Origin of the sequence: Variovorax sp. PDC80, from assembly GCF_900115375.1 — a bacterium.
Lineage (GTDB): Bacteria > Pseudomonadota > Gammaproteobacteria > Burkholderiales > Burkholderiaceae_C > Variovorax.
In genome coordinates, this window is sequence record NZ_FOWG01000018.1 from 114,326 (window position 1) to 133,770 (window position 19,445).

At 69.4% G+C, this 19,445-nt stretch carries 17 protein-coding genes; 7 read left to right on the top strand and 10 right to left on the bottom strand.

The features are described 5' to 3' along the window. Positions 1–97: 97 nt before the first annotated feature. From BM109_RS36685 to BM109_RS36695, 3 genes are all read right to left on the bottom strand, one after another. On the bottom strand, positions 98–1,291 hold the full coding sequence (locus BM109_RS36685) for an ABC transporter substrate-binding protein (protein WP_093354348.1): 1,194 nt from the start codon (positions 1,289–1,291) through the stop codon (positions 98–100). 233 nt (positions 1,292–1,524) lie between these two features. Continuing rightward, entirely contained in the window at positions 1,525–1,764 is a 240-nt protein-coding gene (atpE, locus tag BM109_RS36690) for a F0F1 ATP synthase subunit C (RefSeq protein WP_057594681.1), read from the bottom strand. Positions 1,765–1,861: 97 nt separating this feature from the next. Beyond that, positions 1,862–2,749 carry a DMT family transporter gene (locus BM109_RS36695; protein ID WP_093354350.1) on the bottom strand — a complete coding sequence of 296 codons (888 nt, stop codon included), beginning with the start codon at positions 2,747–2,749 and terminating at the stop codon, positions 1,862–1,864. Positions 2,750–2,851: 102 nt separating this feature from the next. Here BM109_RS36695 and BM109_RS36700 point away from each other — a divergent pair, with 102 nt between their 5' ends. Both BM109_RS36700 and BM109_RS36705 read left to right on the top strand, forming a co-directional pair. Beyond that, positions 2,852–3,622, top strand: a complete 771-nt coding sequence (locus BM109_RS36700) for a hypothetical protein (RefSeq protein WP_143129331.1) — start codon at positions 2,852–2,854, stop codon at positions 3,620–3,622. Then, on the top strand, positions 3,619–4,098 hold the full coding sequence (locus tag BM109_RS36705) for a type II toxin-antitoxin system VapC family toxin (protein WP_093354355.1): 480 nt from the start codon (positions 3,619–3,621) through the stop codon (positions 4,096–4,098). The genes BM109_RS36700 and BM109_RS36705 overlap by 4 nt, the downstream gene beginning before the upstream one ends. A 27-nt stretch (positions 4,099–4,125) precedes the next feature. On the opposite strand, the gene uvrA is transcribed toward BM109_RS36705, so the two are convergent. Both uvrA and BM109_RS36715 read right to left on the bottom strand, forming a co-directional pair. Continuing rightward, the gene (gene uvrA, locus BM109_RS36710) at positions 4,126–7,272 is read right to left on the bottom strand and encodes an excinuclease ABC subunit UvrA (protein ID WP_256223020.1); all 3,147 of its coding nucleotides are present in this window, start codon (positions 7,270–7,272) and stop codon (positions 4,126–4,128) included. Next, positions 7,269–8,636, bottom strand: a complete 1,368-nt coding sequence (locus BM109_RS36715) for a chloride channel protein (protein WP_093354358.1) — start codon at positions 8,634–8,636, stop codon at positions 7,269–7,271. Before BM109_RS36715 ends, uvrA begins: the two co-directional genes overlap by 4 nt. Positions 8,637–8,774: 138 nt before the next feature. Here BM109_RS36715 and ssb point away from each other — a divergent pair, with 138 nt between their 5' ends. The 4 genes from ssb to pqqA all read left to right on the top strand — a co-directional run bounded on the left by ssb (position 8,775) and on the right by pqqA (position 13,360). Next, positions 8,775–9,314 (top strand): single-stranded DNA-binding protein, encoded by a 540-nt coding sequence (gene ssb / locus BM109_RS36720; protein ID WP_093354360.1) that lies wholly within the window; start codon positions 8,775–8,777, stop codon positions 9,312–9,314. Between the two features lie 536 nt (positions 9,315–9,850). Continuing rightward, a complete protein-coding gene (locus BM109_RS36725) occupies positions 9,851–10,897 on the top strand; it encodes a ThuA domain-containing protein (RefSeq protein ID WP_256223021.1) in 1,047 nt (348 codons plus the stop codon). A gap of 117 nt (positions 10,898–11,014) precedes the next feature. Further along, positions 11,015–13,231: an outer membrane protein assembly factor BamB family protein gene (locus BM109_RS36730; RefSeq protein ID WP_093354362.1), complete on the top strand. Its 2,217-nt coding sequence runs from the start codon at positions 11,015–11,017 to the stop codon at positions 13,229–13,231. 54 nt (positions 13,232–13,285) lie between these two features. Continuing rightward, positions 13,286–13,360, top strand: coding sequence for a pyrroloquinoline quinone precursor peptide PqqA (gene pqqA / locus BM109_RS41850; RefSeq protein WP_093354476.1), 75 nt, complete (start codon positions 13,286–13,288; stop codon positions 13,358–13,360). A gap of 75 nt (positions 13,361–13,435) precedes the next feature. On the opposite strand, the gene BM109_RS36740 is transcribed toward pqqA, so the two are convergent. The 5 genes from BM109_RS36740 to BM109_RS36760 are packed head-to-tail and all read right to left on the bottom strand — an operon-like array spanning position 13,436 to position 18,244. Beyond that, positions 13,436–14,878 carry an ELWxxDGT repeat protein gene (locus BM109_RS36740; protein ID WP_093354478.1) on the bottom strand — a complete coding sequence of 481 codons (1,443 nt, stop codon included), beginning with the start codon at positions 14,876–14,878 and terminating at the stop codon, positions 13,436–13,438. Next, the gene (locus BM109_RS36745) at positions 14,878–16,158 is read right to left on the bottom strand and encodes a TRAP transporter large permease (protein ID WP_093354365.1); all 1,281 of its coding nucleotides are present in this window, start codon (positions 16,156–16,158) and stop codon (positions 14,878–14,880) included. Before BM109_RS36745 ends, BM109_RS36740 begins: the two co-directional genes overlap by 1 nt. Further along, on the bottom strand, positions 16,155–16,709 hold the full coding sequence (locus BM109_RS36750; RefSeq protein ID WP_093354368.1) for a TRAP transporter small permease: 555 nt from the start codon (positions 16,707–16,709) through the stop codon (positions 16,155–16,157). The genes BM109_RS36745 and BM109_RS36750 overlap by 4 nt, the downstream gene beginning before the upstream one ends. Before the next feature lie 57 nt (positions 16,710–16,766). Then, positions 16,767–17,210: a type II 3-dehydroquinate dehydratase gene (locus BM109_RS36755; protein WP_093354370.1), complete on the bottom strand. Its 444-nt coding sequence runs from the start codon at positions 17,208–17,210 to the stop codon at positions 16,767–16,769. A gap of 26 nt (positions 17,211–17,236) precedes the next feature. Beyond that, positions 17,237–18,244, bottom strand: coding sequence for a TRAP transporter substrate-binding protein (locus BM109_RS36760; RefSeq protein WP_218159448.1), 1,008 nt, complete (start codon positions 18,242–18,244; stop codon positions 17,237–17,239). A 158-nt stretch (positions 18,245–18,402) separates the two neighbouring features. Here BM109_RS36760 and BM109_RS36765 point away from each other — a divergent pair, with 158 nt between their 5' ends. Next, positions 18,403–19,185 (top strand): IclR family transcriptional regulator, encoded by a 783-nt coding sequence (locus BM109_RS36765; protein WP_093354375.1) that lies wholly within the window; start codon positions 18,403–18,405, stop codon positions 19,183–19,185. Positions 19,186–19,445 lie beyond the last annotated feature (260 nt).

Below are 19,445 nucleotides of genomic sequence, written 5' to 3' on the forward strand. Positions count from 1 at the left end.
GGGGAGGAAGAGGGAATGCGGATGGCCGTACGCCAGGGGCGCGCGAATCTCGCGTCCCCGGCGTGCGGAAATTCGGAAGGCCGAGGCGGCCCGCCGTTCACTTCATCGGGCACTTGTCGGCGTAGCTGTCGCCGTAGTTGGTCAAAACGGTGTTGATCAGCTTGTTCGTGACCTTGCCCTGCGCATCCTTGCCGATCACGCGCAGGTAGAAGTTCTCGATGGGGTAGTGGTTGTTGGCGTACTTGAAGGTGCCGCGCGTCGAGGCGTAGTTGGCCTTCTTGAGCGCCGCGATCACGGCCTCGCGGTTCTGTGCGTTGCCGCCGGCCTGCTTCACGGCGGCGTCCATCGCGAGGATGGCGTCGTAGGCCTGCGCGGCGTAGACCGACGGGTAGCGGCCGTTGTATTCCTTGCGGAACGCGGCCACGAAGGCCTTGTTGGCGGCGTTGTCGAGGTCGTGCGCCCAGTGCGAGGTGTTGAACAGGCCCAGCATCGGCTCGCCCACGGCGCCGATCACGTCTTCGTCGGCCGAGAAGCCGCTGGTGACCAGCGTGATGTCCTTCGACAGGCCCGCGCCCACGAACTGCTTGATGAAGTTGATGCCCATCGCGCCGGGCAGGAAGAAGTAGATCGAATCGGGCTTGGAGGCGCGCAGCTGCGCGAGCTCGGCCGCGTAGTCGATCTGGCCAAGCTTGGTATAGAGCTCGTCGGCCACCTGGCCCTTGAACTGGCGCTTGAAGCCGCCGAGCGCGTCCTTGCCCGCGGGATAGTTGGGCGCGATCAGCACGATCTTCTTGAAGGCGCGGTCCTGCGCGAACTTGCCGGCGGCCTCGTGGAACTGGTCGTTCTGGTAGGCGGTGCCGAAGAAGTAGGCATTGCACTGCGCGCCCGCGAACTGGCTCGGGCCGGCATTGGCCGAGAGGTAGGGCACCTTGGCGTTGAACAGCGTCGGGCCGACGGCCAGCGCCACGTTGGAGCCGATCGGGCCGCTGAAGATGTCGATCTTGTCGCGCTGGATCATGCGGTCGACCAGCTGCTTGGCCTGGTCGGGGCTGCCGGCCATGTCGGCCTGCACGAACTCCACCTCCTGCCCGCCGAGCTTGCCGCCCAGCTGCTTGATGCCGAGCGCGAAGCCGTCGCGCGCCTCGGCGCCCAGCGCCGCGAACGGGCCCGAGATGTCGAGCGCCAGACCGACCTTGACCGGCGCGGCCAGGGCCGAGGCCGCGGCGCCGCACAGCAGCAGCGAAAGCAGGGTGCGCGGCAGCGCGGACGATTTCGGGGACGGTTGGCTCATCGGATTCTCCGGCAGGGATGGGGGTGAAACGGCGTCGAACCGTTGATAGCTAAATACTTTAGCCGTAAACAATTCGGTGTCAACGGTGCTAGCACGAATGGTGCCAGTGGCCGGCACGTGCGCGGCCCCGATGTCCCCAAAAAAAGAAGCGGCATCGACCCGGATCGATGCCGCCTGCGATGCCCTCGAAGAGGGCGCGGCGCCTGCGTGGTGCGCCGCTTCTTTCGCGCCGATCAGCCGAAGGGGCTGGCGGTCGCGAACCACAGGCCGATGCCGGTGGCGATGATGAAGGCCCCGTCGGTCACGCCCGCGACCAAGAAGAACTTGGTCTGCAGCGTGTCGACCATCTCGGGCTGGCGCGTCGTGCCCTCGAGGAACTTCTGCCCCACCAGCGCGATGCCGATGCACGAGCCCAGTGCCGCGATGCCGATCAGCAGGGCGACCGCGAGGGGGAGGATGTTGAAGCCGTTCATGGTGCTTTCTCCAGTGGTTAATGCCTGGACGTACTGTCTTGCATCGACTGCACCGGGTCCATGACCTCGCGGGTCATGCGCGCACGGCAGCGGCGGCTCAGCTCCGCGCGGCGCGCGAGGGCCACAGCACCGAGGCGATCGCCACCATCATCAGCGCCACCGCCACCCAGTCCTGCCAGTGCACCGCCTCGCCGAGCCACACCGCGCCGCTGAACACGCCGAGCACCGGGATGAACATCACGCTGAGCGTGGAGGCCACGGGCGGCAGCCCGCGCGCGAGATAGAACCACGCCGCGTGCGCGAAGCCGAAGATCAGCACCGCGTTGTAGAGGATCGCGCCCCAGGTCACGCTGCCGGGCCAGCGCCACTGGTCGCGCTCGAACAGCGCCGACAGCACCGTCATCACCACCGCGGTGAGCGCCGTCATCCAGAACGAGAGCGTGAGCGTCGGCAGCCCGATGCGCGTGTGGCGCAGCAGCTGCGTGCCCAGCGCCCAGGTGGCCGCGGCCACCAGCGCGAGCGCCACATAGCCGGGCCGCCCCGCGAGGTCGGTGAGCTCGTGCCACAGCAGCAGGCCCACGCCGATCGCGCAGGCGCCCACGCCGGTCCAGGCGCGGCGCGAGAGCGCGGCCGAGAACAGCAGCGCGCCGATCACGGCCGAGAACACCGGCATGGTGTAGCCGAGGATGGCCGCGCGCCCGCCCGACAGCGCCTTCACCGCGAGGATGATGCAGGCGTGCCAGACGAACATGTTGGTGGCGCCCAGCCACAGCAACTCGGGCCAGGCACCGCGCGGCACGCGGAACGGCACCTTCATCCACGCCAGCGCCAGGCCCAGCACCGGCAGCCCGAGCCAGATCGAGATCGCGCGGAAGGCCAGCGGCGGATAGTCCGCCACGCCGAGCTTCATCACCGGCCAGTTGAGGCCCCAGGCAAGGGTCAGCAGGACGAGGATGACGAACTGGCGCGGGGTGAAGGAAGGCATGGGGCGCGATTGTGGCGCGGACCGTGGTTTCGTGCCTGGGGCCGAGGAAGATGCAGTGGGCCTCCTCTACAACGAAATGACCTCGACACCTAGAATGGCCCGATGGAAGCGCAAGCCTTGCTGATAGCTTTGCACGACGAGTCGGCCGGATACGAAATCTCGCCGGAGCGGGTGCCGCTGTCCGTGTTGCGCGGCTTCGCCAGGGACGTCGACGAGTTTCTGCGCGGCGATGGCAATGATGTCGACACCAGTGCGCTGGATGTCTCCGTCGAGAAAGGTTCGCTGGCCATTCGCACGGCACCGACGGCCAACCCGGTGCTGATGAACGACCTGCGAAGACTCGCGGGCAGCCAGCAGATGGAAGGCATCGCGGCGAAGCGCCGCGCCGTGGTCGAGCGCTGGCAGAAGAGTGCGCGCGGCGGCCGTGGCTGGCGCGTGAGCATCGCGGCGGATTTCCTCTCCGCCGCCATCGTGATCGACAGCGAATCGGACTTCAGGGCCGACGACGCGGACCAATGGGTGCGCGTCGAGCGCTATGTGCGCGGCGAGATCGAGGACATGGGCGGGCACACCAAACCCAATGCCCACATTCGCCTGCCGGACGGCAAGACGCTGCTGGTCGATGCGGCCCGCGAGATGCTGCGGGACGAGAAGGTCAACCGTCTCTACAAGCCCGCCATGATCCGGATCGTCGCCGAATACAACGTCATGACGCGCGAGTACCGGAACGCGAGGCTGCTCGAATTCGTCGAGCACGAAAGCCGGCTCGATGAGAAGGAGCTCGATCGCCTGACCCAGCGGGGAGCGAAGGCATGGCGCGATGTGCCCGATGCCGGTGCGTGGGTCGACGAGTTGCGGGGAAGCAAGGAGTGAGCGCCATCCTGCTCGACACGAGCTACCTGATCTCGCTCGCCGATCCGGCACGTGCGCATCATCCGGCGGCGGTCGGCTATCTGCGCGAAGCGCTCAAACGCGGCGTGCCGTTGTACCTCTCGGCCATCGCCGCATCGGAGTTCCAGGTCAAGCAGGCCGTGACCGATCTGCCCTTGCGCAACTTCGAGGTGCTCCCTTTCAACATCGACCACGTGATGACCGCGGGCTTGCTGATGCGCGGGCTGGCACGGGACGCCGCCGACGATCGAAGCGCCGTCAAGGACGACATCAAGCTGATCGCCCAGGCCATCTGCGAATCGCTGACGCACATCCTCACCGAGGATGCGCATACGCTGGTGAAGTACCTTCGCAGGCTGAATGCAGCGGGCACCTGTGCAGTGCAGCCGATCCTGCTGGCCGATGGCTTCGATTCGGCCTGGTTCGACAACGGGCAACGCGGCCTGCTGAGCGAATAGGCGAAAGGGCTCCTGGAGCCCTTCGTATCAACCCGGCAGCAGCCGCTTGAGGTAGTGCCCCGTATGGCTCGCCTCGTTCCCCGCCAGGTCCTCCGGCGTGCCCGCGCCCACCACCGTGCCGCCGCCGGCGCCGCCCTCGGGCCCCATGTCGATCAGCCAGTCGGCGGTCTTGATGACGTCGAGGTTGTGCTCGATCACGACGATGGTGTTGCCCGCGTCGCGCAACTGGTGCAGCACCTTGAGCAGCAGCTCGATGTCGGCGAAGTGCAGGCCGGTGGTCGGCTCGTCGAGGATGTAGAGCGTGCGGCCGGTGTCGCGCTTGCTGAGCTCGAGCGCAAGCTTCACGCGCTGCGCCTCGCCGCCCGACAGGGTGGTGGCCGACTGGCCGAGCTTGATGTAGCTGAGGCCCACGTCGAGCAGGGTGCGCAGCTTGCGCTCGATGGTCGGTACGGCCTTCAGGAACTCGTGCGCGACCTCGACCGTCATGTCGAGGATCTGCGCGATGTTGCGACCCTTGTACTGGACCTCGAGCGTCTCGCGGTTGTAGCGCTGGCCATGGCAGACCTCGCAGGGCACGTAGACGTCGGGCAGGAAGTGCATCTCGACCTTCACCACGCCGTCGCCCTGGCAGGCCTCGCAGCGCCCGCCCGCCACGTTGAAGCTGAAGCGGCCGGGCCCGTAGCCGCGCTCGCGCGCGGTGTTGGTCTCGGCCATCAGCTCGCGGATCGGCGTGAACAGGCCCGTGTAGGTGGCCGGGTTGCTGCGCGGCGTGCGGCCGATCGGGCTCTGGTCGACGTTGATGACCTTGTCGAAGTATTCGATGCCTTCGACCGCCTCGTGCGGCGCGGGCTCCTCGTGGGCGCGGTAGAGGGTGCGCGCGACGGCGCTGTAGAGCGTGTCGTTGACCAGCGTGGACTTGCCCGAGCCCGAGACGCCGGTGACGCAGGTCAGCAGGCCGACCGGAAAGGCCACGCTCACGTTCTTGAGGTTGTTGCCGCTGGCGCCGACCACGCGGATCTCCTGCAGCGCGGTCTGCGAGGCGAGGTGCGCGGCCTCGCGCGCGGCGCGGCGCTCGGCCGCGGGGCTCTGCGGAAAGCGCGAGGCCTTGCGCGGCTCGGCGGGCACTTCCTTCTTCACCACCGGCAGCCACGGCGTGCGGCGCTTCGGCACCTCGATCTTCTTCGCGCCCGACAGGTACTGGCCGGTCAGCGACTCGGGGTTGGCCGCCACCTGCGCGAAGCTGCCCTGCGCCATCACGCGGCCGCCGTGCACGCCGGCGCCCGGGCCCATGTCGATCACGTGGTCGGCGGCGTGGATCATGTCCTCGTCGTGCTCGACCACGATCACGCTGTTGCCGATGTCGCGCAGATGCTTGAGGGTGCCGATCAGGCGGTCGTTGTCGCGCTGGTGCAGGCCGATGCTGGGCTCGTCGAGCACGTACATCACGCCGGTCAGGCCCGAGCCGATCTGCGAGGCGAGGCGGATGCGCTGCGCCTCGCCGCCCGACAGCGTCTCGGCGCTGCGGTCCAGGCTCAGGTAGTTGAGGCCCACGTCGTTGAGGAACTTGAGGCGCAGGCCGATCTCGCGCACCACCTTGTCGGCGATCTCGGCCTTGGCGCCGCGCAGCTGCAGGCGCTGGAACCACGAGAGGCTGTCGCGCAGGGTCAGGCGGCTGAGTTCGAAGATCGCCATGCGCGGCGGCTCGCCGCCATCGGCCGGGCGTGCCGACTCGTCGACCAGGAACACGTTGCGCGCCTCGCGCCGCAGCCGCGAGCCGCCGCATTCGGGGCAGGGCTGGAAGCTGCGGTAGCGCGCGAGGTCCTCGCGCACCATCACCGAGTCGGTCTCGCGGTAGCGCCGCGCCATGTTCGGGATGATCCCCTCGAAGGGATGCTTCTTCGTGAGCTTCTTGCCCGCGAAGTTGCCCGACTCCATGGTGTAGTTGAACTTGATCTCCTCGCCCGCGGAGCCGTGCAGCAGCACCTGCTGCACCGAGGCCGGCAGCGATTCGAAGGGCGCGTCGACGTCGAACTTGTAGTGCTTCGCGACGCTTTCGATCATGCTGAAGTAGTAGCCGTTGCGGCGGTCCCAGCCCTTGATCGCGCCGCTGGCCAGCGACAGCGAGGGGAAGGCCACCACGCGTGCCGCGTCGAACACCTCGCTGTGGCCCAGGCCGTCGCAGCTCGGGCAGGCGCCCACGGGCGAGTTGAACGAGAACAGCCGTGGCTCGAGCTCGGCCAGCGAGTAGTGGCAGATCGGGCAGGAGAACTTGGCGTTGAACAGGTGCTCGCGATCGGGCTGGCCCTCGCCACCGAGTTCGAGCACCAGCGCGCGGCCCTCGGCCAGGCGCAGCGCGGCCTCGAAGCTCTCGGCCAGGCGCTGCTGCATGTCGGGGCGCGCGCGCAGCCGGTCGATCACCACGTCGATGTCGTGCTTCTCGGTCTTCTTGAGCTTGGGCAGGTCGTTGTATTCGTAGGTCTGGCCGTCGACGCGAAAGCGGATGTAGCCCGCGGCCTGCATCTCGGCGAACAGCTCGACGAACTCGCCCTTCTTTTCGCGCGCCACCGGCGCGAGGATCATCAGCCGCGGCTCCTCGCCCAGGCCCAGCGTCGCATCGACCATCTGCGAGACGGTCTGCGCCTGCAGCGGCAGGTGGTGGTCGGGGCAGAAGGGCGTGCCGGCGCGCGCATAGAGCAGGCGCAGGTAGTCGTGGATCTCGGTCACCGTGCCCACGGTGGAGCGCGGGTTGTGGCTGGTGGCCTTCTGCTCGATGCTGATCGCGGGCGACAGGCCCTCGATCACGTCGACGTCGGGCTTGTCCATCAGCTGCAGGAACTGCCGCGCATAGGCCGACAGGCTCTCGACGTAGCGCCGCTGGCCCTCGGCATAGAGCGTGTCGAAGGCCAGGCTCGACTTGCCCGAGCCCGACAGGCCGGTGATCACCACCAGCTTGTTGCGCGGGATGTCGAGGTCGACGTTCTTGAGGTTGTGGGTGCGCGCGCCGCGGATGCTGATGCGCTGCTGGGCGAGCACGGCGCCCAGGTACGCTTCGCGTTGGGCGTCGCGCTCGCTTTCGCGTTCAGCTTCTGCTTGCGCAGTGTCTTCGGTGGCTTTTGAATTCAAGGGGCGATCGTCCGAGGGCAACCGGACATGATAGACCGCCCGGGATGTCATGGCGAGCGGGGCGGTTCTTCGCGGGCGACGGGCTCCTGCGGCTGCGCCGCGAGCCGCCCGGTCGCCACGCCCACCATGTGCTCGGCCAGCGTCTCGTAGAGCGGCCGGCTGATCATGCGCGAGACCAGGCTCGCGAGCATGGCCGAGGCCATCAGGCTCAGCACCATGGCATGGCCGTCGACCATCTCCATCACGATGATGAAGGCCGTCAGCGGCGCCTGCGTGACCGCGGCCAGGAAGCCGGCCATGCCGAGCGCGATCAGCGCCGGCCCGAACTCGGGGCTCGCGAGCCGCGCGATGGCGTCGCCGATGCCGGCGCCGATCGACAGCGAGGGCGCGAAGATGCCGCCGGGCGCGCCGCTCCAGGCCGTGAGCCAGGTGGCGATGAACTTCAGCAGCGTGTAGAGCGGCGAGAGCGGGGCCTCGCCATGCAGCATCCGCTTGACCGCTTCCGAGCCCGCGCCGTAGGTGACGCCGCCCGTGGCCAGCCCGATGACGGCCACGGCCAGCCCGCAGGCGGCCGCGAAGCGCACCGGATAGCGCCGGCGCCAGTGGTTCAGGCGCTGCGGCGCGCCGGTCAGCGAGGCGATCAGCAGGCGCGCGAACAGCCCGCCCGCCACGCCGCTGAGCAGCGCCACTGCCAGGCCCGGGCCGAGCAGGCTCCAGTCCAGGTGCGGCACGCGGATCACGCCGAAATAGCTGAGGTTGCCGAAGGCCGACACCGCCACCAGGCCGGCGAGCACGATGCCGGTGATGATCACGCCGCTGGCGCGTGCCTCGAGCCGGCCCGACAGCTCCTCGATGGCGAATACCACGCCCGCGAGCGGCGCGTTGAACGCGGCCGCGATGCCGGCCGCGCCGCCGGCCACCAGCAGCGCGCGCATGTCGATGGTGCTGCCGGGCGACAGCCAGCGTTTCGCGTGCTGCATCACGCCGGCCGCCACCTGCACCGAGGGCCCTTCGCGCCCCACCGACAGGCCGGCGGCGAAGCCCGCGGCGCCGAGCCCGATCTTGGCCAGCGTCAGCCGCAGCGAGGCGAACAGGCCGCGCCGCTCGGAGGGCAGATCGGGATCGAGCGCGGCCTTGATCTGCGGGATGCCCGAGCCCGCCGCGCCCGGAAACCAGCGCCGCGTGGCCCAGACGATGGCGGCCGTGAGCGCCGGCGTCCACAGCAGCACGGCCCAGGGATGGCGCCGGAACAGGCCCTCGAACAGCGCGAAGGCCCATTCGGCCGCGTGCGTAAAGCCGACCACGAACAGGCCCGCGAGCACCGCGTAGCCGAGCACGATGGCGCGGTCGATCCACAGGCGCCAGCCCGAAAACTCGGCGCGCAGGTTCTGCAGGAAGTCGGGCTCGTGATTCATCGGTCCAGCCCGCCATTCTGCCGCGCGGTATCCGGCCGCCGTGCCAGCGGAGGCCGCGTCGTCCGGCCCATCGGGCACAATGCGTGTCCTTCTTTTTCCTTCAAACCTCCTCTTACGCATTCATCAGGGGCAGCGCACATGGCATCGGTCAACAAAGTCATCCTCGTCGGCAACCTCGGCCGCGATCCCGAAACCCGTACCTTCCCGAGCGGCGACCAGGTCTGCAACGCGACCCTCGCGACCACCGACAAGTGGAAGGACAAGCAAAGCGGCGAGATGCGCGAAGCCACCGAGTGGCACCGTCTCGTGTTCAACGGCCGCCTGGCGGAAATCGCCGCGCAGTACCTGCGCAAGGGCTCGCAGATCTACGTCGAAGGCCAGATCCGCACGCGCAAGTACACCGACAAGGACGGCGTCGAGAAGTACGCCACCGACATCCGCGTCGACCAGATGCAGATGCTCGGCAGCCGCCAGGGCCAGGGCGCCCCGGCGGGCGGCGGCTACGACGACGGCGGTTATTCGCAAGGCAATGGCGGCGGGGGTGGTGGTGGCGGTTACGCCCCCGCACCGGCACGCGCGCCGGCCGCCGCGCCGCGCGCACCGGCGCCCGCACCGCGCCAGGCACCGGCCAAGTCCTCGTCGGGCTTCGACGACATGGATGACGACATTCCGTTCTGACCGGACAGCGCGGCGAGGGCTTGCCTCTCGCCGCCTCCCGCCAGCCGGCCAAGGGCCGATCGCCATGCGCGATCGGCCCTTTTTCTTTGCGCCGTCCAGCCTGGGAAAAGCGCGAGGCCGAAAAAGGAAGGGATTTCTATAGTGGAAATACTTTCCAATTCTGCTTATGATCGTCCGCAGCCGGGCCCTCTGGCCCTGCGCTTTCAGCCCTGGAGACGATCCGTGCCACTGCCTCGCCCGTTGTCCGTGTCCGATCTGCGGCGCGTGCCGAACGCGCCGTCCTGAGCGTTCGCCCGCGCCCCCGCGCTTTTTTCGCGCACCTGCTTCCGCCGTCGCAACCGCAGCTTCCTTCGCTCGCCGAGGGAGGACGGCCTGCTGCACCCGGTCGAGGCAGGGCGCCGCTTTCCCGCTTTCCCGTCTGAGGCCGGCATTCCTTGGTGCTTCGTCGGCTGCTTCCCCGGCCACCGGAAGCAGCCGAGCCATCCCGGCAGGGCGCGTCCGCGCGGCCCCGGCCACGACTACAAGTAGGAGACTTCGTGAAACCAGCTCATTCCCTGACCCTCGGCCTCGTGTCGAGCGCGGCGCTCGCCCTGGTCCTGACCGCCTGTGGCGGCGGCAGTGGCGGCGGTGCCGGCTTCGTGCCGGTCGCGGTGGCGCCGCCACCACCGCCCGCCGCGCCCGAAGAACCGGTGGACGACCGTCCCACCGATCCCGTGGCCGAGGCGCCCGACACCAGCTTCGACACCTACTACAACGTCTGCCGCGGCACCGACCCCAAGTGCTACAACGACTGGGGCGCCTTCGCCACCACGCCCGACCGCGTGCTGATCTACTCGCGCACCGCCGGACCGCGCCACGCCAACCTCGGCACGCCGATGGGCACGGGCCTCAACCCGGTCATGAACCCCGACAACGTGATGCAGGCCGGCCTGGTGCGCATGCTCAAGGACGCGGGCATCACGGCCGACTGGACCGAGGACGTGGCGGTGCTCGGCAGCCGCATCAACAACTACAAGGCCGTGATCTTCGCGAGCTCGAACCGCGACACGCTGTGGAACGGCTCGGTCGCGACCAGCAACGACGCCGCGCGCACGGCGCTGCGCAACTACATGCGCCGCGGCGGCGGCTTCGTCGGGCTGCACAACGCCTTCGGCGCCGAATACAACTGGCCCTATTACGAAGGCCTGCTGGGCAACGCCAACTTCTACAACCACGGGCCCAACCGCTCGGGCGACGTCGAGATCATTGCCGACGACCCCTCCACCGTGGACCTGCCCAAGCGCTTCACCTTCCAGGACGAGTGGTACAACCTCGCGCCGTTTCCGACCAACGTGAAGTTCCTCGCCAAGGTCGACACCTCCACGCTCAAGCCGCTGACCTCGCCGCCGCATCCGGGCCATGCGGACTTCCATCCCGTGGCCTGGTGCCAGTACTACGACGGCGGCCGCGCCTGGCTCAGCACGCTGGGCCACAACGACCACTCGTTCAGCGCCAGCTCGACCGGGCCCGGCGCGGACCAGTTCCAGAAGCTGGTGGTGCAGGGCGTGAAGTCGGCCATGGGCCTGACGCCCTTCTGCACCTGAGCTGACCCCAGCGGCCTCGCGGCCCGCACGGCGCCCCGGCGCCGTGCGCGCGGTGCTGCGCGCCGCCTTCCTCTTCCCATCGCGGACAACCCTTCCTTCGGAGCGGAGATCTTCACCATGCGACTCACATCACTGGCAGCGACGCTGCTCGCCTGCGGCGCGATCGGCGCGCCCCTGCTGCTTTCCGGCTGCGGCGGCGGCGACTCGGGCGGCGGCGCCTTTCCCTGGTTCTCGGCGCCCCCGCTGGCACCCAACCCGCCGGCCCCGCCGCCGGCACCGCCCGCGGCCGGCCCCTCGGCCGCCGAACTGGCCGACTGCTGCACCGCGGGCGACCGCGACTTCCCCAAGGTGGGCGGCAACCTCGGCAACCAGAACTACTCGAGCCTCGCGAAGATCGACAAGGCGCGCGTCGGCCAGCTCGGCGGCGCCTGGCTCAACCGTATCGAGGGCGGCACCAATACCGGCAACAGCCAGAGCACCACGGTGGTGGTCGACGGCGTGATCTACATCGAGTCGGCGCTCGGCAACCTGATCGCGGTCGACGGCAAGACCGGCGTCACCAAGTGGAAATGGACCACGCCCTACGGCGCGATCACGCGCCGCGGCGCGGCGGTCGCGAAGGACCTGGGCCTGGTCTACACCGTGGCCACGGGCAACCGGCTGGTGGCGCTCGACACGAACACCGGCAAGCCGGTCTGGATCAAGCAGTACCCGAGCAGCGCCACCGACGCCGACTATCAGGGCGCGGTGCAGAAGGTGGCGCTGGTCTATCACGACAAGCGCCTCTACGTGGGCACCAACGACGGCAACCGCGGCGCCGCCTTCTCGGCCGACGCGGCCACCGGCAAGGTGCTCTCCACCTTCTGGGGCGTGCCGCGCGTGGGCGAGCGCGGCTACGACACCTGGGGCGGCGCGCCCGAGTCGGACCGCACCGGCGCCACGCCGTGGATTCACCCCGCGGTCGATCCCGAGCTGGGGCTCGTCTACTGGACCTTCGGCAACGTGCGCGGCGGCTCCTCGCAGAACGGCTCCACGCGGCCGGGCCTGAACCTGTTCGCCAACTCGATCGTCGCGCTCGACCTCAAGACCGGCGAGTACAAGTGGCACTTCCAGTCGGTGCACCACGACATCTGGGACATGGACAACGTGATGTCGCCCGTGCTGGCCAACGTGAGGATCGCGGGCCAGGAGCGCAAGGTCGTGATCTACGGCAGCAAGACCGGCATGTACTACATCCTCGACCGCAAGGACGGCAGCGCGCCGCTGGGCATCGACGAGATGCCGGTCAAGCAGGACGCCCGCCAGGCGAGCTGGCCGACCCAGCCCTTCCCGCGCCAGGGTGCCTGGACCGAGACCTGCATCGTCGACCAGCCGCTGGGCACCGCGATCCCCGGCGACCCGAACCGCGCCGTGCCCAACTACCTCAAGGGCTGCCTCTACGACGCGCACTGGGACGTGCCGCTGCTGTCGATCCCGGGCCATGGCGGCGGCGCCAACTGGAACCACCAGTCCTTCAGCCCGCGCACCGGCCTGGTCTACACCGGCATGGGCTACGTCTCGGCCGCGCACTCGCTGACCGAGTCGAGCAACGGCCTGCGCCCGCCGGGCACCTACATGACGGGCGCGGTGGTGGCGGTCGATCCCGGCACCAACCTGGTCAAGTGGAAGAAGCCCATGCCCTATTCGCTGGCGCACGGCAACGGCATCCTGAGCACGGCCGCCGACCTGCTGTTCATCGGCCAGCCCGACGGCAACCTGCTCGCGCTCGACGCGGGCGACGGCAGCGAGCTGTGGCGTTTCCAGACCGGCGCGGCCATCGCCGCGAGCCCGGTGGCCTACGAGGTCGACGGCGAGCAATACATCGCGGTCTATGCGGGCGGCACCAGCATTCCCTACGGCGACTCGGCGCCGCGCGGCGACTACCTCTGGGCCTTCAAGGTCGGCGGCACGGTGGCGCCGGCGGCCACGCCGAAGCCGCCCGAGGTGCGCCGGCCGGTGTCGGGCCAGGCGGTGGAAGGCGCGGCGCTGCCCACGCCCAACACTGTGTTCCTCGCGCGCGTGCAGACCGCGGCCAACGCGCCCGGCGCCAGCGAGAGCACCGCGGTCAACGCGATGACGCCGACCTGGATGCGCGTGCCCGCGAACACCACCGTGACCTTCACCAACCCCGCCGGCAATGCCAACCAGCACTGCGCCACGCAGTTCTTCGAGGGCCGCTTCGACTTCAAGCTCGCACCGGGCCAGTCGGCGCAGCATCGCTTCGACACGCCCGGCGAGTACTTCTACAACGACTGCCACAGCGCGCGACCGACCGGCAAGATCGTCGTGTACTGAGCCTGCGGGCGTTCCTCTTCCTCATTTCCCCCCAACCTAGAAAGGAGCAAAGCGATGACCTGGAGCAAGCCCGCGTTCGTGGACCTGCGGTTCGGTTTCGAGATCACGATGTACATCGCCGCGCGCTGAGCGCGGCGCAACGAACGAAGGCCCCGGTGCGAACCGGGGCCTTTTTCGTTGGTGCAGGAAAGGAGCCGGGGCGGTTCAGCGCAGCCGCTCGCGCAGCGGATCGCCGATCAGCGTGGCGCGGCGCGCGCCGCCCTTCGTGCTGCGTGACCACAGGCGCTCGTTGCCGAGGCCGTCGTCGGCCACGAACAGCACTGCGTCGCCGAGCGCGACGAAGCCCAGCGGCATCGCGTGGCGCGGTCCGGGCGCGACATCGGCCGCGAGCCGCGTGCCGGCCGCGCTGCCATCGGTGGACCAGGGCTCCACGCCGTGCACGCCGTCGTTCGCCGAGAACCACAGCCGGCCGCCGGCCTGCGCGAAGCGCGCGGGCGAGCCGCTGCCGGGTCCCGGCCCCAGGTCCTTCACGCGCCGGGTACCGGCCGCGCTGCCATCGCTGGTCCAGAGTTCGGCACCCGTCTCGCCGTCGGTGGCGGCGAAGTAGAGCCGGCCGCCGAAAGCCGCGAGCGGGCCGGGCACCGAGCTCGCGGCGCCGGGCCGCAGGTCCTTCACCAGCCGCGTGCCGGCCTCGGTGCCGTCGCTGCGCCAGAGCTCGATGCCATGCGTGCCGTCCTCGGCCGCGAAGTAGAGCGTGCCGCCCACGGCCGTGAGATGCGCGGGCCGCGACGCGCCCTCGCCGGGCCGGATGTCCTTGACCATGCGCGTGCCGGCCTCGCTGCCGTCGCTGGTCCAGAGCTCGATGCCATGTTGGCCATCGCTCGCGGTGAACCAGAGCCGGTCGCCGATCGCCACCAGGTTCTCGAGGTTGCTGTCCTCCGCGCCGGGGCGGATGTCCTTCACCAGCCGCGTGCTCTGGGGCGTGCCCTCGCTGACCCAGAGCTCGTGGCCATGGGCGCGGCTGGTGGCGGTGAAGAACAGCCGCGGGCCGGCCGGGGTGAGCTGGCGCACCACCGCGCCCGGCCCCGCGTCGACCGAGGACACGCGTTGCGTGCTGCGTGCATCGCCGCCGGTCTTCCAGAGCTGGAAGCCGTGGCGGCCGTCGTTGGCGACGAAGTACAGCGCATCGCGCCAGGCCGTCAGTTCGGCCGGCATGGCGTCGGCCTCGCCGGGGTTCAGGTCGGTCACGCGCTGCGTGCCGCGCGCGGTGCCGTCGCTGCGCCATAGCTCGAGGCCGTGCGCGCCGTCGGTGGCGGTGAAGTAGACATGCGCGCCGAAGCGCGTCTGCCAGCTCGGGAAGGCGCCGCGAAAGCCGGGGCGGATGTCCTTCAGCAGCACGGTGCCGGCAGTGGTGCCGTCGCTGCTCCAGAGCTCCTGCCCGGTGGCCACGTGGAAGGCCGAGAACAGCACGCGCGGGCCCAGCCGCACCAGGCCGGTGGGCCCGACGAAGGCGCGCGGCTGCAGCTGCTCGGGCAGCACGTCGCGCGCCGGATCCTGTGCCGACGCGGCCAGCGGGGCGAGCAGCGCGAGCGCGGCGCACAGCGCGCGCAGCCGGCAGCGCGCAGGGAGGAGGGCGGGCGCGCGCATCAGCCGCCGAACCATTTCGCGGGCACCGTCACCAGCTGCGGGAACAGCACCATGAGGAACATGATCGCGAACTCCGCCACCATGAAGGGCAGCACGCCGCGCGTGACCTCGTCCATGCGCATGCGGCCCACGCCCGCCACCACGTTGAGCACCACGCCCACCGGCGGCGTGATCAGCCCGATCGAGTTGTTGATGATGAACATCACGCCGAAGTAGACCGGGTCGATGCCGGCCGCCACCACCACCGGCATCAGCACCGGCGTGAGGATCAGGATGGTCGGCGTCATGTCCATCGCCGTGCCCACCGCCATTACCAGCAGCATGATCGCGATCATCAGCACGATCTTGTTGCCCATGAAGGGCTCGAGCAGCGCGACCACCTTGGCGGGCAGGTCGGCCACCGTGATCAGCCAGGCGCTGACCATCGCGGCGGCGATCAGGAACATCACGACCGCGCTGGTCTTGGCGGCGCTCACGAAGATCTTGTAGAGATCGGGAAAGCGCAGCTCGCGGTAGACCACGGTGGCCACGAAGAGCGCGTAGACGGCGGCCACCACGGCCGCCTCGGTGGGCGTGAACACGCCCATGCGCAGGCCCACCAGGATGATCACCGGCAGCAGCAGCGCCCAGCCGGCCTCGCGCGCGGCCGCGACGATCTGGCGGCCGGACTGGCGCGGCGGCGGCTCGATCTTCTCGTGCCGCACCAGCCAGGCCCAGGTCACCCACAGCGCGCCGCCGATCAGCAGGCCGGGCACGATCGCCGCGAGGAAGAGCTTGGAGATCGAGACGTTGGCCGCCACGCCGAAGATCACCAGCCCGATGCTCGGCGGGATCACCGGGCCGATGACGCCGGTGGCCGCGATCAGCCCGCCCGCGCGGGCGCGGTCGTGGCCGGCCGAGACCATCATCGGCAGCAGCAGCGCGGTCAGCGCCGCCGCGTCGGCCACGGCCGAGCCCGACAGCGCCGACAGCAGGCAGCCGGCCATGATGGTCACGTAGCCCAGGCCGCCGCGCACATGGCCCACCAGCGCGAGCGCCAGCGCGACGATGCGGCGCGACAGGCCGCCCGCGTTCATGATCTCGCCCGCGAGCATGAAGAAGGGCACGGCCAGCAGCGGGAAGCTGTCGGCGCCGCCGATCAGGTTCTGCGCCAGGATCTGGGCATCGAACAGGTCGAGCTGCCACATCAGCGCCACGCCGCTGGCCAGCAGCGCGAAGGCGATCGGCATGCCGATCGCCATGGCCAGCAGCAGCGATCCGAGGAAGACGGCGATCGTCATGCGCGGCGCTCCCGTTCGGCCTCGAGCACCTGCGCGAGCGCGGCGGCTTCTTCCGATTCCTGGATCGCCACCAGCTGGTCGTCGGCCAGTTGGCCCGTGAGCAGGCGCAGCAGCTCGATCAGCAGCAGCGCCGCGGCCAGCACCGAGAACACCAGGCCCGAGGCATAGACCACGGCCATCGAGGCGCCCGTGACCGGCGCCTCCACGTCCCAGTTGATCCGCGTCTGCGCCAGGCTGCCCTGGAACAGCAGCCACAGGATGTAGAGCATCAGCAGGTGGCTGGCACCGAGGCACAGCTTGCGGCCCAGCGGCGGCAGCTTGCCGACCACCATGTCCACGCCGAGGTGGGCATGCTCGCGCAGCGCCACCAGCGCACCCAGGAAGGTGATCCAGATGAACAGCCAGCGCGAGACCTCCTCGGACACGGTGATGCCCGAGTTGAGGCCGTAGCGCAGCACCACGTTGCCGAACACCAGCACCACCATCACGGCCAGGAAGGTCGCGATCAGCGCCTCCACCACGCGGCAGGCGCGATCGATCCATCGATTCATGTCGTCCTCTTCAATCCAGTCGGTGGGCGTGCGCCGTGCAACGGCGCACGCGCGGGCTCACTGCTTGCCGTCGCGCACGATCTCGACCAGCGCGCGCAGCGCCGCGAGATAGGACTGCGGCCCGAGCCCCTGCACCGTGCCGCGCACGGCCGGCGAGATGATCGAGTGCGCGCGCCAGGCCTCGCGCGCCGCGATGTTCGACATGTGGACCTCGATGGTCGGGAACGGCATGGCCTTGATCGCGTCGTGCAGCGGCACGCCGTGCTGCGTGAGGCCCGCGGGGTTGACCAGCGCGCCCTGTGCCTCGTCGATGTGCTGGTGCAGGAAGTCGACCAGCGCGCCTTCGTGGTTCGACTGGATCGTCGCCACCGTGATGTCGAGCTCGTGCGCGAGCTTGTCGATGCGCGCGTCGATCTCGGCCAGGGTGGTGCGGCCGTAGATGTGCGGCTCGCGGCGGCCGAAGAGGTTGAGGTTGGGGCCGTGCAGGACGAGGAACTTCATGGTGGATGCTCGCGGTTGCCGTGCGCTCACTGCTTGGCGCCGCGGATGCGCGCGAGCTCGTCGTTGTAGAGCTTGACCGTGGCCGGGTCGTACTGGGCCGCGAACTTGTCGATCACCGGCTGCGCGATCTCGCGCATGCGCACCTGCTCCTTCGGCGCCACCTCGTTGAACTGCGCGCCCTTGGCCTGCAGCTCGCCCACGGCCTTCTGCGCCGCGGTACGGCTGGCCTGGCGCTGGTAGCCCCGCGCCTCGTCGGCGGCCTCGCGCATCCACTTCTGCTCGGTGGGCGAGAGCTGGTCCCAGAACTTCTTGCTCACGAGCACGATGTTGGCCGCGTACACGTGGTTGGTCGCGCTCACGAACTTCTGCACCTCGTAGAACTTGTTCGACAGGATCACGGCGAACGGGTTCTCCTGGCCGTCGACCGCCTTCGACTCGAGCGCGCCGTAGAGCTCGGCGAAGGGCATCGGCACCGGGTTGGCCTTGAAGGCCTTGAAGGTGTCGAGGAACACCGGGTTCGGGATCACGCGGATCTTCAGGCCCTGCAGGTCCTCGGCCCTGGTGATCGGGTGCTTGCTGTTGGTCACGTTGCGAAAGCCCAGGTCCCAGTAGCCGAGCGCCACCAGGCCCTTCTCGGGCAGCTTGGCGATCAGCGCCTGGCCCAGCGGTCCGTCGAGCAGCTGGTCGGCCTGCTCGAAGCTGGCGACCGCGAACGGGAAGTCGACCAGGCCGAACTCCTTGACGATGCCCGCGAGCGAGGTGGTCGCGGGCGCCGACATCTGCTGCACGCCGCCCTGCAGCGCCGACTGCTGCTGCATCTCGTTGCCGAGCTGGTTGGCCGGGTACTCCTGCACCTTCATCTTGCCGCCGCTCTTGGCCGCCAGCAGCTCGGCGAAGCGCTTCACGCCCAGGCTCACCGGATGGTCGGTGTTGTTGAGGTGGCCGAAGCGGATGGTGCGTTCCTGCTGCGCCAGGGCGGGCGCGGCGAGGCCGATGCAGAGGCTGGCGAGGGCGAAGGTGCGAAGAAGTTTCACGGGTGGGCTCCAGGGAAGGACGGAAGGCGGCATGGCCGATGCGATGGGAGGAATTCTGTGTTGAATCGGAAAATCTTTCCACTATGGAAATCCCTTCCCTTCATCTGCTAGAGTGCGCCTGTCGCCATCGGTCCGCGACGTGAACCGGGAGTACTGACATGAGCGAAATGCTGGGACGCAGCTTCAGGGTGCTGGAATATCTGGCGTCCCATCCCGAGGGCGTGCCCCTGTCCCTGCTGGCGGGCGATCTGCAGATCCCGCTGAGCGCCTCGCACCGCCTGCTGACGGAGCTGATCCGCTACGGCTACGTGCGGCAGGAGCAGCGCGACGGCCACTACGTGCTGACCATCAAGCTGGTGTCGATCGGCCTCTCGTTCCTCAGCAACTCGGGCGTGGTCGACGTCGCGCAGCCGCTGCTCGACCAGCTCGCCAAGGCCTCGGGCGAGCTGGTGCGCCTCGCGGTGGTCGACGGCGACGAGCTCACCTTCGTGGCCAAGGCGCAGGGCGCGACCCACGGCCTGCGCTACGACCCGGACATGGGCCTGTCGGTGGCGCTGTCGTGCAGCGCGGCCGGCCATGCCTGGCTCTCGACCCTGCCCGAGGACGACGCGATGGCGCTGGTCGCGAAGAAGGGCCTGGGCAAGCCCGAGGACTTCGGCCCCAAGGCGCCGACCACGCTCAAGGCCGTGATGGTCTACGTGAAGGCGGCGCGCCAGCGTGGCTTCAGCCTGATCAACGAGGTGTTCGCGCCCGGCATGACCGCGATGGCGGCACCGGTCTTCGGTCCGTCCGGCCCGGCGATCGGCGTCATCACCATCGCCGGTCCCGCGGTGCGGCTGACGGCGCAGCGCATGGAGACGCTCGGGCCCACGCTGATGCAGGCGGCGGCCGAGGTGGCCACGGCGAGCGGGGCCTCGGCGCTGTTCAAGAAGCGCGCTTAGGGCCTGTTAACACTATTCAAGGGGTCGCGTTGCCCCGCAAAGGGGCTGGATGCAAGGCGCCCGCGCGCAGCAAGGCTGATGCCTTGCAAGCGCGGGCAACGCCGCAGACGGCCTCTTTGCGGGGCAACCCGGAGGGAAGCTCGCCAAAGCCCGCCCCTCGGCGTTGCGCTCCTAGCGTGTGCGCACGCACACGCGTCGTCGCGCGCCTTGATGGGCGGGCTTTGGCGAGCTTCGCGACCCCTTGAATAGTGTTAACAGGC